Source organism: Halomonas sp. THAF5a, assembly GCF_009363755.1.
Classification (GTDB): Bacteria; Pseudomonadota; Gammaproteobacteria; order Pseudomonadales; family Halomonadaceae; genus Halomonas.
In genome coordinates, this window is sequence record NZ_CP045417.1 from 2,195,614 (window position 1) to 2,208,363 (window position 12,750).

At 70.0% G+C, this 12,750-nt stretch carries 11 protein-coding genes and 4 tRNA genes; 13 read left to right on the plus strand and 2 right to left on the minus strand.

The window, feature by feature from the left end:
- Positions 1–14: 14 nt before the first annotated feature.
- The 5 genes from thiO (at position 15) to FIU83_RS09840 (ending at position 4,454) form a co-directional block, all read left to right on the plus strand.
- Positions 15–1,115, plus strand: coding sequence for a glycine oxidase ThiO (gene thiO, locus FIU83_RS09820; protein WP_216645020.1), 1,101 nt, complete (start codon positions 15–17; stop codon positions 1,113–1,115).
- The gene (gene thiS, locus FIU83_RS09825) at positions 1,112–1,321 is read left to right on the plus strand and encodes a sulfur carrier protein ThiS (protein WP_152483894.1); all 210 of its coding nucleotides are present in this window, start codon (positions 1,112–1,114) and stop codon (positions 1,319–1,321) included. The genes thiO and thiS overlap by 4 nt, the downstream gene beginning before the upstream one ends.
- Positions 1,321–2,130: a thiazole synthase gene (locus FIU83_RS09830; protein ID WP_253939431.1), complete on the plus strand. Its 810-nt coding sequence runs from the start codon at positions 1,321–1,323 to the stop codon at positions 2,128–2,130. Before thiS ends, FIU83_RS09830 begins: the two co-directional genes overlap by 1 nt.
- A 141-nt stretch (positions 2,131–2,271) precedes the next feature.
- On the plus strand, positions 2,272–3,408 hold the full coding sequence (locus FIU83_RS09835; protein ID WP_152485322.1) for a zinc-binding dehydrogenase: 1,137 nt from the start codon (positions 2,272–2,274) through the stop codon (positions 3,406–3,408).
- Positions 3,405–4,454 (plus strand): proline racemase family protein, encoded by a 1,050-nt coding sequence (locus FIU83_RS09840; protein ID WP_152483895.1) that lies wholly within the window; start codon positions 3,405–3,407, stop codon positions 4,452–4,454. Before FIU83_RS09835 ends, FIU83_RS09840 begins: the two co-directional genes overlap by 4 nt.
- A 75-nt stretch (positions 4,455–4,529) precedes the next feature.
- On the opposite strand, the gene FIU83_RS09845 is transcribed toward FIU83_RS09840, so the two are convergent.
- Together FIU83_RS09845 and FIU83_RS09850 are read right to left on the minus strand one after the other, a co-directional pair.
- Entirely contained in the window at positions 4,530–5,636 is a 1,107-nt protein-coding gene (locus FIU83_RS09845; RefSeq protein WP_152483896.1) for a DUF4236 domain-containing protein, read from the minus strand.
- A gap of 226 nt (positions 5,637–5,862) precedes the next feature.
- A tRNA-Ala gene (locus FIU83_RS09850) sits at positions 5,863–5,938 on the minus strand.
- Between the two features lie 226 nt (positions 5,939–6,164).
- On the opposite strand from FIU83_RS09850, the gene uvrY reads away from it, so the two are divergent.
- The 8 genes from uvrY to nadB all read left to right on the plus strand — a co-directional run bounded on the left by uvrY (position 6,165) and on the right by nadB (position 12,687).
- Positions 6,165–6,812 carry a UvrY/SirA/GacA family response regulator transcription factor gene (gene uvrY / locus FIU83_RS09855; RefSeq protein ID WP_152483897.1) on the plus strand — a complete coding sequence of 216 codons (648 nt, stop codon included), beginning with the start codon at positions 6,165–6,167 and terminating at the stop codon, positions 6,810–6,812.
- Between the two features lie 61 nt (positions 6,813–6,873).
- Positions 6,874–8,688, plus strand: coding sequence for an excinuclease ABC subunit UvrC (gene uvrC, locus FIU83_RS09860; RefSeq protein WP_152483898.1), 1,815 nt, complete (start codon positions 6,874–6,876; stop codon positions 8,686–8,688).
- Between the two features lie 203 nt (positions 8,689–8,891).
- Complete coding sequence (gene pgsA, locus FIU83_RS09865) at positions 8,892–9,443, plus strand: CDP-diacylglycerol--glycerol-3-phosphate 3-phosphatidyltransferase (protein ID WP_152483899.1); 552 nt, start codon at positions 8,892–8,894, stop codon at positions 9,441–9,443.
- A gap of 73 nt (positions 9,444–9,516) precedes the next feature.
- Positions 9,517–9,591: transfer RNA gene (locus FIU83_RS09870), tRNA-Gly, on the plus strand.
- A 126-nt stretch (positions 9,592–9,717) separates the two neighbouring features.
- Positions 9,718–9,791 (plus strand) — tRNA-Cys (locus tag FIU83_RS09875).
- A gap of 32 nt (positions 9,792–9,823) precedes the next feature.
- Positions 9,824–9,910: transfer RNA gene (locus FIU83_RS09880), tRNA-Leu, on the plus strand.
- 57 nt (positions 9,911–9,967) lie between these two features.
- On the plus strand, positions 9,968–11,110 hold the full coding sequence (locus FIU83_RS09885) for an FUSC family protein (protein ID WP_152483900.1): 1,143 nt from the start codon (positions 9,968–9,970) through the stop codon (positions 11,108–11,110).
- Entirely contained in the window at positions 11,107–12,687 is a 1,581-nt protein-coding gene (gene nadB / locus FIU83_RS09890) for an L-aspartate oxidase (RefSeq protein WP_152483901.1), read from the plus strand. Before FIU83_RS09885 ends, nadB begins: the two co-directional genes overlap by 4 nt.
- Positions 12,688–12,750 lie beyond the last annotated feature (63 nt).

Here is a 12,750-nt window from a genome sequence, read left to right on the forward strand (position 1 = left end):
GGATGGACAACGCCATGACACCTCACACCGATCGCACCATCGCCGTGGCCGGCGCCGGCCTGCTGGGCCGCCTCGTCGCCTGGCAACTGCTGCGCGACGGCCATGCCGTCACCCTCTATGACGCCGGCGACCTGGAAGCGCCCGCCGCCGCCGCCTGGACCGCGGCCGGCATGGTCGCGCCGCTCTGCGAGACGGCGGTCTCGGAGCGCAGCGTCTTCGAGATGGGGCAGTTCGCCCTGGCCCAGTGGCCGCGCTGGCTCGAGGCACTGGACGCCAGCGGCCTGTGGCACCACCAGGGCAGCCTGATGGTGGCCCACGCCCAGGACATGGGCGAGCTCACCCAGTTCCGACGCGACCTCGCCCACGTGCTGGAAGAAGCACCGCCCTGCCGGGCGATCGACGACGCCGAGATCCATCGCCTGGAGCCCGACCTGGCGGCGAGCTTTCGCCAGGGCCTCTACCTGCCGGACGAGGCACACCTGGACAACCGCCCCCTGCTCGCGCGCCTGCTGGCCGAGATACGCCGGCTGGGCGGGACCTGCCACGCCCACTGTCCCGTTGCGACCCATCCCGGCGAAATCGAGACCGGCGACGGCCGCCGCGCCTTCGACCTGGTCATCGACTGCCGCGGCACCGGCGCCCGCCAGCATCATCCCAGCCTGCGCGGCGTGCGCGGCGAGACGCTGCACGTGCAGACCGCGGAGATCCACCTCTCGCGCCCGGTGCGCCTGATGCACCCCCGCTACCAGCTCTATGTGGTGCCCAAGCCCGACCAGCGCTTCGTCATCGGCGCCACCCAGATCGAGAGCGAGGACCGCTCCCCGGTCTCGCTGCAGTCCTCGCTGGAGCTTGGCAGCGCCCTCTACACCCTGTCGCCGGCCTTCGCCGAGGCGCGCATCCTGGAGCAGGGGGTCAACCTGCGGCCCGCCTTCCGGGACAACCTGCCCCATGTCACCGAGCGCGATGGCCTGATCACCGCCAACGGCCTGTTCCGCCACGGCTACCTGCTGGCGCCGGCGGTGGCCTGCCACCTGCTGGCCCGCATCCGCGGCCGGGGCGAGACGCCCTTCGCCGAGACCCTCACCGGACATCCGCCCCAGGAGAGCGCCGCATGACCGAGATCACCCTGAGCCTCAACGACCAGACCGCCCGCCTGCCGGCCGACACCGCGCTGGCGGATGCCCTTGCGGCCTGGCACTACGCCGAGCGGCGCGTCGCCGTGGCCATCAACGGCGAGTTCGTGCCCCGCTCCGCCTACGCCGAGCGCATCCTCGAGGACCGCGACCGCATCGATATCGTTGCCCCGGTGGGAGGCGGCTGATGACCATGATGAACGAACGACACGACGACGCCCTGACCCTCTACGGCGAGACCTTCTCCAGCCGCTTCCTGCTGGGCACGGCCCTCTACTCGTCACCCGCGGTGATGGAGGCCTCCATCAAGGCCTCCGGCTGCGACATGGTGACCCTGGGACTGCGCCGCCAGAACCCCGCCGACGGTGACGGCGACGCCTTCTGGCAGATCCTGCGCGACAGCGGCTGCCGGCTGCTGCCCAACACCGCGGGCTGCCGCTCGGCCCGGGAGGCCATCACCCTCGCCCAGATGTCCCGGGAGATGTTCGACACGCCCTGGATCAAGGTCGAGGTGATCGGCGACGACTACAACCTCCAGCCCGACCCCTTCGGCCTGCTGGAGGCCTGCCGGACGCTGATCGACGACGGCTTCAAGGTACTGCCCTACTGCACCGATGACCTGGTGCTCTGCCAGCGCCTGCGGGAGGCGGGCTGCCAGGCGCTGATGCCCTGGGGCGCGCCCATCGGCACCGGCCGGGGCCTGATGAACCGCTACGCCCTGCAGACCCTGCGCGAGCGCCTCGACGTGCCACTGATCATCGATGCCGGCCTCGGCGCCCCCTCCCAGGCCGCGGAGGCCATGGAGACGGGCTTCGACGGCGTGCTGCTCAACACCGCCGTGGCCAAGGCTCACCGGCCGCCGCTGATGGCCGAGGCCTTCGCCGAGGCGATCATCGCCGGGCGCAAGGCGTATCGCGCCGGGCTGATGCAGCAGCGCCAGACCGCCAGCCCCAGCACGCCGACCCTCGGCCAGCCGTTCTGGCACAGCGGCGGCTGAGCGCGCCGCCGCGTCCGCGCGGGCAGCGCCCCGCGCGGCGTCGAAAGGCATGACGCCGGACCGGGGAAGTCTGCTATCGTCGGGGCGACTCGACACCGACGACAGGAGACACCCGTGAGCCGCGAACGCGTTCCCGAGACCATGGCGGCCATGCTGCTGACCGGACATGGCGATGTTGACATGCTGGTCTATCACGACGATGTGCCGACCCCACAGCCCGGCCCCGACGAGGTGCTGGTCAAGGTCACGGCGACCGCCAAGAACAACACCGACCGCAAGGCGAGGGAGGGCCTCTACCCCACCAGGGAGAAGGGCGAGGTGACCTCCTTCGCCATGGGCGGCTCGCCCACCCTCACCTTCCCGCGCATCCAGGGGGCCGACGTGGCCGGCCGGGTGGTCGCCGTGGGCGAGGGCGTGCCGGATTCGCGCCTCGGCGAGCGCGGCCTGCTCGACTTCAACCTCTACCCCGACGCCCGGCGCGACCTCAACCTCATGCCGGACTACTACGGCCACGGCGCCGACGGCGGCTTCGCCGAATACGTCGCCGTGCCATCGGACCAGTTCCACCCTATCCCCAACAGTGAGCTCGCCGATGCCGAGCTGGCGTCTCTGGGCATGTGCTCCTACCAGACCGCCTACCACATGATGACCTCGGCCCGGGTCGCCGCCGGGGAGCGGGTGCTGGTCACCGGCGCCAGCGGCGGCGTCGGCACCGCGCTGATCCAGCTGTGCCGAATCGTCGGCGCCATCCCCTACGCGGTGAGCCGGCCCGACAAGGCCGACGCCCTGCGCGCCCTCGGTGCCGAGGCGGTGATCGACCGCGGCGACCTGCCGAGCTTCGTCGATCGCGTGCTCGAGGCCACCGACGGCGCCCCCATCGACGCGGTGATGGACCTCGTCGGCGGCGAGATGACCGACCGCTTCATCGACACCATGATCGTCGACATGGCCCGGCGCTCGACCTACCCGCGCCTCTCCATCGCCGGGGCCAGCGGCGGCAACGTGAGCGAGCTGATGTGGACGCGCATCTACCTCTATCAGGTGCAGATCTTCGGCGTCTCCCACGGCACCCGCGAGGAGGCCGAACAGCTGATGGCCTGGATCCGCGACGGCCGGCTCAAGCCGGTGCTGCACGCCGCCTTCCGGCTCTCGGAGCTGCACGCCGCCGAGCGCTACTTCGTCAACCGCGGCAGCGGCTACCTGGGCAAGATCGTGATCGTCCCGGATGCCGAATGGGCCGAACACGGCGCGCCCTACGCGCTCGAGGAGTCCGCATGACCAAGCCTCCGACCCTGCAACTGCTCGACACCCACGCCGGCGGCGACGTCAGCCGCATCGTCGTCGGCGGCGTCGCGGCGCTGCCCGGCGCCACCGTCCGCGACCAGATGCACTACCTGCGCGACGACGCCGACGGCCTGCGCCGCCTGCTGCTGGAGGAGCCCTACGGCATCCCCGAGATGTCGGTGGACCTCATCGTCACCCCGAGCGACCCCCGGGCCGTGGCGGGCTACATCATCATGGAGGTGATGGGCTACCCAATCTACTCCGGCTCCAACACCATCTGCACCGCCACGGCGGTGCTGGAGAGCGGCCTGGTGGCCAAGCAGGAGGGGCGCCAGCAGTTCGCCCTCGAGTCGCCGGCGGGCCTGGTGCAGATCGAGGCGCTGGTCGAGAACGGCGTGGTGGAGTCGATCACCTGCGCGGGGCTGCCGAGCTACATCGACACCCACCGTGCCAGCCTCCACGTCCCCGGGCTCGGCGAGGTGACCTACAGCGTGGCCTACAGCGGCGGCTTCTACGCCCTGGTGGACGCCGCCGAGCTCGGCTTCTCGCTGACGCGCGAGGAGGAGCGGGCGCTGGCCGACTGCGCCCACCGCATCGTCGAGGCGATCCAGGCCGAGCGCGGCTTCTCCCACTACACCCTGGGCGACGTGGGCCCCCTGCCCTTCCTGCACTTCATGGGCCCCGTCGAGCAGGTCGCCGACGGCTACTATCGCTCCCGCTCGACCACCTACGTGCACCCCGGCGTGATCTGTCGCAGCACCACCGGCACCGGCACCTCGGCGCGCCTGGCGCTGATGCATCACGAGGGGCGCCTCAAACCGGGCGATCGCCTGGAGACCATCTCGCTGCGCGAGACCGGCTTCATCGGCGAATTCACCGGCACCCGCCAGGAGGGCCCGCTGACGGTGGTGGAGAACGCCATCACCGGCAAGAGCTATGTGCTCGCCCACTCGGACATCGTGGTGAACTGCACGGACCCGCTGGTGGAGTGCGCCGGCCTGCACCATATCCTGACGGGAGGCCGGAACGAGGCCGACTGAGAGACGGGCGCGCCGAATCGTGGAAACGACCGAGAACGGGCGCGAGGGAAAAAGGCGCTAAACGAAGCACGCCCGTCAGCGCCAGCGCCAGTCGGGCGCGAAGGGAGTGATGGCGGAGAGCTCGCCGCCGCGCGTCGGCTCCCGGCGCAGGGTGAAGCCCGCCAGGACCTCGCCGGGATCGCGACCGGCCAGCTCGTCGAAGGCGAGCGCCTCCCACTGCGCGCGCGTCGCCTTGACACTGTACAGGTAGCGCCGCTCGCCGCCCTCGGGGGCCTCCGGGTCGTCGAGGCGGCGATACCCGGAAACGATCGCCTGTTCGAGGCGCGGCAGACGCGCGAAGGCCGCCCCGAGCACCCGGACGGCGGCGCCGTATAGATAGTCCTGGTAGAGCCGGCGCTGTTGCGTGACCGTGAGCCGCTGAGGGGTGAGCTTGATGCGCTTGGCCGGCATCCGCCAGCGACGGTCGGGCATCTCCTCCGCGCCCGGCAGGTCGATGTCCACGGCCAGGGTGCGGCAGTCGTCGACCAGCTCGAAGTCGAGCAGCGTCTCGCGCGGCCAGTCGAGCTCATGGAGCCGCTCGACCAGAGTCTGCTGCATGGCCTCGGGATCGTCCCGACTCGCCGCCTCCTCGCGCCGCTGGCGCCGGAACTCCCGGGCGTCGAACTCGGCCTTGCGCCACTCCCAGGCCCGATAGGCCTCCGCATGCCGAGCCTGACGCTCGGCGCGCTCACGCTCGAGGCGCCCACGGGCCGGCATCCAGAGGCGCTGCCACCAGGCCGGGGACGGCTCGGCTTCCGGCAGCGGGGGCGACTCCGGGTAGCTGCGCGGCTGATAGCCGGTGGCGTGCGGGGCCGGAGTCTCGACATGCAGGCGGCCGAGCCGGTCGAGCTGGGCGTTGAGCGCCTCGCAGTGTGCAACGAGGGCCTCGCGCAGCGTCGACTCGCCCAGGCGGCGCACCTCCCGTGACTCGGCCGCGCTCAGGCGCGTGCCGTCGGGATGGCGATAGCGAATCTCCCCGCTGGCGGTGATCTCCAGGTCCACGGGCAGCGGCTCGCCCGCCTCCCCCCGCTCGACCCGCAGGCTGATGCCGGGCGGTCCCAGCGAGAGCCCGGGACGCAGGCGTGTGGTGGGCAGGCGCACCCCGGGTGCGAGACGAATGCGACGCTGAAAGCGAAACTCCACGGCAAGCTCCCCCAGCCGGTCCATAGCGACCTTCACTGTAACGCCTCTGGGCGACGAAGGCAGGCACGATGACGAACGACATGACCAAGGGGGAAGGAGGCGAAGGGCCCGGGCAGGCAGCGCCGCCGGGCAGCGCCTGAGCGTGGCGATTTTTTCGGGTTTTTTACGGGCGCACGAAAAAGCCGCCTAGCGGAGTGCGCTAGGCGGCTGATTCGAGGTGTCTTGTTGGTGGAGCCTAGCGGGATCGAACCGCTGACCTCAACACTGCCAGTGTTGCGCTCTCCCAGCTGAGCTAAGGCCCCACGTCGTTCCCGCCTTGCGAGAACGAGGCGAATATTACGGTGTTCCTTGAGCGCCGTCAAGCACCGATCGCGATTTTGTGCCTCCACCCTTGTGCCAATTTCACTTAGACACAGAATGTGACACTCTGGGCCTCCCAAGCCCATCGGCCGACCGACGACGCGAACGCACCCGCTCGCGCCTTCGCCACGCGCCGACACTCATCCACCATGTTTCAGGAGCGTCCGAGTGATCAGGGTTCTCGTCGCCGATGACCACCACCTGGTACGGACCAGCATCGCCCACCTCTTGAACGCCGAACGCGGAATCCGCGTGGTCGGCGAAGCGGCCAACGGTGAAGAGGCGATCACCCAGGCCCGTACGCTCGAGCCGGACGTCGTGCTGATGGACATCCGCATGCCGGGCATCGGCGGCCTGGAGGCGACCCGCAAGATCCAGCGCTTCGCCAGCGACATCCGGATCCTGGTGCTGACCGCCTTCATCGAGGAGGCCTTCGCCCAGCGACTGCTGGAGGCCGGCGCCCACGGCTTCATCAGCAAGGGCTGCCAGCAGGACGAGATGGTCGAGGCCATCCACTGCGTGTTCGAGGGCAGGCGCTATGTCAGCCCGGAGATCGCCCAGCGGCTGGTGCTGTCGCGCCTCGACGCGCCCGACAACCCCTTCGACCAGCTCTCCCAGCGCGAGCTGCAGGTGGCCATGATGGTGGTGAACTGCCAGCGCGTCACCGATATCGCCGAGCGCATGTTCCTGAGCCCCAAGACCATCAACACCTATCGCTACCGGATCTTCGAGAAGCTCGGCGTCGCCTCCGACGTCGAGCTGACCCACCTCGGACTACGCCACGGCCTGGTCGACGGCTTCAGTGACGCCGACTGAGGCCTTGAACGCGGCCGATTCTGGTAGTATCGGGGGCTCGATTCCCGCATCCGGCGTCACCATGAGCTTCGATTCCCGCGACTTCCTCGCCAGCGTCAGCCAATCACCCGGGGTCTATCGCATGCTCGACGAGCAGGGCGAGACCCTCTACGTGGGCAAGGCCCGGCGGTTGCGGGCGCGCCTGGCGAGCTACTTTCGCGGCGCCCACAACGCCAAGACCCAGGCCCTGGTGGGCCGCATCGCCGACATCCAGGTCACGGTGACCAACAGCGAGACCGAGGCGCTAATCCTCGAGCAGACGCTGATCAAGGAGCTGCGCCCGCCCTACAACGTCCTGCTGCGCGACGACAAGTCCTATCCCTTCGTCTTCGTCACCGACCGACACCCCTTCCCTGCCCTGGAGTACAAGCGCGCCCGGGTGCGTCGCGACGACGGGCGCTACCTCGGCCCCTACCCCAGCAGCGGCGCCGTGCGCGAGAGCCTGTCGCTGATGCAGAAGATCTTTCGCATCCGCAACTGCGAGGACAGCGTCTTCGCCCATCGCACCCGTCCCTGCCTGCAGTACCAGATCCAGCGCTGCAGCGCGCCCTGCGTCGGCTTCATCAGCGAGGCGGACTACCGCCGCGACCTGGAGCACGCGGTGATGTGCCTGGAGGGCAAGAGCGAGGCGGTGACCCGGGAACTGACCGAGGCCATGGAGGCCGCCAGCGCCCGCCTGGAGTTCGAGGAGGCCGCCCGGCTGCGCGATCAGGTCCAGGACCTTCGCCAGCTCCAGCAGCGTCAGTTCGTCGACACCGGTCAGGGCGACGCCGACGTCTTCGCCCTGGCAAGCCGCCCCGGGGCGCTCTGCATCTCGGTGCTCACGGTGCGCCAGGGCCGCCTGCTCGGCGCACGCCACCACGCCCCGCCCAACGGGCTCGATCTCCCCCCCGAGGCGCTGCTCGGCGACTTCCTCAGCCAGTTCTACCTGGGGCAGGCGCGGGAGATCCCCGCCGAGGTGATCACCAGCCACCCGGTCCCGGAGGCCGAGCTGATCGCGCGGGCCCTCGGCGAGCGCGCCGGCAAGCGCATCCGCGTGACCGACCAGGTGCGCGGCCACCGCGCCCAGTGGCGAGAGCTCGCCCGCACCAACGCCGAGCAGCAGCTGGCCAGCCAGCTGGCGAGCCAGAACCAGCTGGCGAAGCGCTTCGAGGCCCTGCGCGAGGCCCTGGGGCTCGAGCAGGCCCCGCGGCGACTGGAGTGCTTCGACATCAGCCACAGCCACGGCGAGGCCACCGTGGCCTCCTGCGTGGTCTTCGACGAGAGCGGTCCGCGCAAGTCGGACTACCGGCGCTTCAACATCGAGGGCGTGGCCGCCGGCGATGACTACGCCGCCATGCACCAGGCGCTGACGCGGCGCTTCCGGCGCCTGGCCGACGGCCAGGGCGAGCGGCCGGACATCCTGATCGTCGACGGCGGCAAGGGACAGCTCAACATGGCCCGCGAGGTCTTCGCCAAGCTCGGCGTGACCGGCATCATCCTGCTCGGCGTGGCCAAGGGCACCACCCGCAAGGCGGGCCTGGAGACACTCTTCATCGAGACCGTCGATCGCAGCCTGGACCTCGATGGCGCCTCGCCCGCGCTGCACCTGATCCAGCACATCCGCGACGAGTCCCACCGCTTCGCCATCGCCGGCCACCGGGCGCGGCGCGACAAGACCCGGCGCACCTCGACCCTGCAGGACATCCCCGGGGTCGGCCCGCGCCGGCGCCGCGAGCTGCTGCGCTTCTTCGGCGGCCTGCACGGCGTCAAGCAGGCCAATCGCGAGGAGCTCGCCCGGGTGCCCGGCATCAGCGCGACCCTGGCCGAGACGATTCATCGCGCCTTGCATGGATGACCTGCGTGGATGACCTGCGTGGATGACCCGCAGAAGGAATAGCGCCGGGCGAGCTCACGAGGCGCTGCCGCCGATGCCCGGCATCAGCAGCTCTCCATCCGGACGGCGGAGACGATTCATCACGCCCTGCATGGATGAGCCGGGCGCGGGCGGATAGAATGAGGGACTCTCCCGGCACCCCAAGGCAAGGAACGCATCTTCCGATGAACATACCCAACCTGCTCACCCTGGCCAGAATCGTCTTCATCCCGCTGCTGGTGGTGCTGTTCTATCTGCCCTTCACCTGGAGCATGCCGCTGGCCGCCGCCCTCTTCGCCCTGGCCGCCGTGACCGACTGGCTCGACGGCTACCTGGCCCGGCGCTGGAACCAGTCCACCCCCTTCGGCGCCTTCCTCGACCCGGTGGCCGACAAGCTGATGGTGGCGGTGGCCCTGGCGCTGCTGATCGAGCGCTACGATGCCCTCTGGCTGACCCTGCCGGCGCTGGTGATCATCGGCCGCGAGATCGTCATCTCCGCGCTACGCGAGTGGATGGCCGAGATGGGCAAGCGCGGCCAGGTGGCCGTCTCCTGGATCGGCAAGGTCAAGACCACCCTGCAGATGATCGCCCTGCTGGTGCTGCTGGCGTTCGCCCCCGGCACGCCGATCGCCATGCTCGGCGTGGTCACCCTGCACGTGGCCGCCCTGCTGACCCTGTGGTCGATGATCCTCTACCTGCGTGCGGCCTGGCCACACCTCAGCCGCTCCATGCGCTGAGTCGACAGCGTAGAAACACGTGAAAAGCGTTTGACAGTCACCGACTTATCCGTATAATACGCACTCGAGTCAGGCGGGAATAGCTCAGTGGTAGAGCATCGCCTTGCCAAGGCGAGGGTCGCGAGTTCGAATCTCGTTTCCCGCTCCAGACTCGATGCAACAAAGAGCACCAAAGCTGAGTCAACGCGAGTGACAGCCAAGGTCGCGAGCCGGAACGCCGGTCCGATCGAAGCTCGTTTCCCGCTCCATTCCCCACGAATGGCACGACTCATGAGGCTGGATGGCAGAGTGGTTATGCAGCGGACTGCAACTCCGTGTACGCCGGTTCGATTCCGACTCCAGCCTCCACTATTCCCTGGTTGCCCGCTCGTGACCGAGCCGCCCGGATGGCGAAATTGGTAGACGCAAGGGACTTAAAATCCCTCGGTGGCAACACCGTGCCGGTTCGAGCCCGGCTCCGGGCACCAGCTCACTAGCACCCTCCGGCAAGCGTCGGGCGTGACCCGCCAACGGGACGCCATCTCATGATCCTGCCGCGCCTGCGCGATCCCTACTTCAACTATCAGCACCGACGCAAGCTGCACGTCTTGCGCATCGCGCTGGCCCTCTGCGTCACCTTCACCCTCATCGAAGCGTTCGCCATCCCGCACAGCGGCTGGGCACTCGTCAGCACCATCATGGTGATGGGCAACCTGCCCCACATCGGCGGCGTCCTCGACAAGGGACGACAGCGCCTGCTCGGCACCGTGCTGGGTGCCAGTGTCGGCCTGCTGCTGATCATGCTCCCGCTGACCTTGCCCTACCTGGTGCCCCTCGGCGCCCTGGCCAGCATCGCCGTCGCCACCTGGCTGACCTTCGGCAACCGTCACGGCTACAGCGGCCTGATGTTCGCCATCAGCCTGCTGCTGGTGATCGGCGGCGGCCAGGCGGAGTTCGAGCTCGCGGTGTGGCGCGCCGTCGATGTCCTGCTCGGCACCCTGGTAGGCATCGCCATCACGGTGCTGGTGCTGCCCCAGAAGGCCACCGACATGCTGCGCTTCATGCTCGCCGACAACCTCGATCGCATGGCACGGCTCTACCACGCCCACACCACCGCCACGGCCGCCCACGACCTCGACGCCCGCGAGCTGCTCAAGGCCACCAGCAGCCTGCTGGTCAAGCAGCGAGGCCTGGTGGATGCCATCCATCGCGAGGGACGCCTGACCCGCCACGAGCTCGACGACATCATCTCGCTGCAGCGGCGCATGCTCTCGACCATCGAGCTGCTGCTGGAGACCCACTGGAACAGCCGCGACGGCCACGAACAGATCGAGGCCATGAAGGGGCTGCGTGAACAGCAGCACACCCTGGCCCGCGGCATCGGCACCCTGGCCTTCCAGGTGCGCACCGGCCGGCCGGTCGAGGTGACCATCACCCCCTTCGCCCTCGAGCGTCATGCCGAGCTGGCGGCCAACGCCCGGGCCAGCGACGGCAGGCGGCTCTTCAGCCCCGGCGGCTACCTGTGGCTCAATCGGGAACTGGCCCGACTCACCGACGAGCTGATCCGGCGCCTCGGCGACCTGGATCGCCTGCCCAGCCGGCGCCTGCGGCGCCGCGCTGCCCATCACGGCCTCACCGACGCCCGGTCGGCCGCCGTGGACCATCACGCAAGAAGGAAAGGCAGATGACAGACGGCAACCATGACGTGCTGGTGATCGGCGGCGGCGTCGCCGGGCTGGTGCTGGCCCTGGAGGTGGCGGACCATCGTCGGGTCACGCTGCTGCGACCGGCCAGCGATGACCAGGGCGCCAGCCGCTGGGCCCAGGGGGGAATCGCCGCCGTGCTCTCCCCCCAGGACGACATCGAGGCCCACGTCGCCGACACCCTGGTGGCCGGCGACGGCCTGTGCGACGAGGCAGCCGTGCGCTTCACCGTCGAGCAGGGACCGTCCGCCATCGAGTGGCTGCTGTCGCTGGGCGTGCCCTTCACGCCGGATGAAAGCCCCGAGGCCGGCTACCCTTACCACCTGACCCGCGAGGGGGGGCACGGCGCCCGGCGCATCATCCATGCCGACGACGCCACCGGCCGTGCCGTGGTCGAGACCCTGCGCCGGCACGTGGAGGCTCATCCCCGCATCACGCTTCGCGGCGACCTGACCGCGATCGGCCTGATCGGCGACACAGAGGGCCACTGCCGGGGCGCCCGCTGCCTCGACGCCGACGGCCGACTGCACGCCCTGCTCGCCGCGGATACCGTGCTCGCCACCGGCGGTGCCAGCGGCCTCTACCGCCACACTACCAGCCCTCAGCCGGCCAGCGGCGAGGGCATGATGATGGCCGCCGAGCTCGGCGCCGAGCTGATGAACCTGGAGTTCCAGCAGTTCCACCCGACCTGCCTCTTCGATCCCGACGGCCCGGCCTTCCTGATCAGCGAGGCGGTTCGCGGCGAGGGCGGCCGGCTGCTCAATGCCGCGGGCGAGCGCTTCATGCCGGGAATCGATCCCCGCTCCGAGCTGGCCCCCCGGGACGTGGTCGCCCGCGCCATCGATGCCGAGATGCAGCGCACGAACACCGATCACGTCTTTTTAGACATCCGCCACCTCGGCGAGGCGGCCATCCGCCACCACTTCCCGACCATCCACGCCCACTGCGCGGGGCGCGGGCTGGACATCGCCCGGCAGCCGATCCCGGTGGTGCCGGCCGCCCACTACAGCTGCGGCGGCGTGAGCACCGACCACGACGGCGCCACCACGGTGCCGCGCCTCCATGCCATCGGCGAGGTCGCCTGCACCGGCCTGCACGGCGCCAACCGGATGGCCAGCAACTCGCTGCTGGAGTGCCTGGTGTATGCGCGCAGCTGCGCCAAGCGCCTGCGCGAGGCCGAGGCCAGCTCCACGGCCGCCCTGTTGCCGGTGCGCTTCGGCGATCGCGTCGAGCCCTCGACGTCCCTCGACGCCATCCGGGAGGCGATGCGCCAGGTGATGAGTGCCCGGGTGGCGATCGTGCGCACCGACCAGGGCCTCGACGAGGCGGCCCGGGAGCTGGCCCGACTGCACCGGGACCTCGCCCGGCGCATGGAGGACGCTACCCCGTCGGTGGCGCTGTCGAACCTCTGGCACGCCCTGCGCCTGGCGCGCCTCACCGTGGCTGCGGCCCGGGCGCGCCGCGAATCCCGCGGCCTGCACTTCAACCCCGGCTGCGCGGTCCACGCCGACGCCTCCCCGCACCCCTCGCGCCTTCACCTGGCGGACCTCGACCCGCGCTGAACGGGCTGCCGCAAGGCGGGCCCCGACGCGAGGAGAAGGTAAAGAAGAGAGAGGCCATCAGCC

Coding starts and splice junctions, on each gene's coding strand:
- thiO (WP_216645020.1), top strand. CDS start 15: ATGACACCTCACACCGATCGCACCATCGCCGTGGCCGGCGCCGGCCTG.
- thiS (WP_152483894.1), top strand. CDS start 1,112: ATGACCGAGATCACCCTGAGCCTCAACGACCAGACCGCCCGCCTGCCG.
- FIU83_RS09830 (WP_253939431.1), top strand. CDS start 1,321: ATGACCATGATGAACGAACGACACGACGACGCCCTGACCCTCTACGGC.
- FIU83_RS09835 (WP_152485322.1), top strand. CDS start 2,272: ATGGCGGCCATGCTGCTGACCGGACATGGCGATGTTGACATGCTGGTC.
- FIU83_RS09840 (WP_152483895.1), top strand. CDS start 3,405: ATGACCAAGCCTCCGACCCTGCAACTGCTCGACACCCACGCCGGCGGC.
- uvrC (WP_152483898.1), top strand. CDS start 6,874: ATGAGCTTCGATTCCCGCGACTTCCTCGCCAGCGTCAGCCAATCACCC.
- pgsA (WP_152483899.1), top strand. CDS start 8,892: ATGAACATACCCAACCTGCTCACCCTGGCCAGAATCGTCTTCATCCCG.
- FIU83_RS09885 (WP_152483900.1), top strand. CDS start 9,968: ATGATCCTGCCGCGCCTGCGCGATCCCTACTTCAACTATCAGCACCGA.
- nadB (WP_152483901.1), top strand. CDS start 11,107: ATGACAGACGGCAACCATGACGTGCTGGTGATCGGCGGCGGCGTCGCC.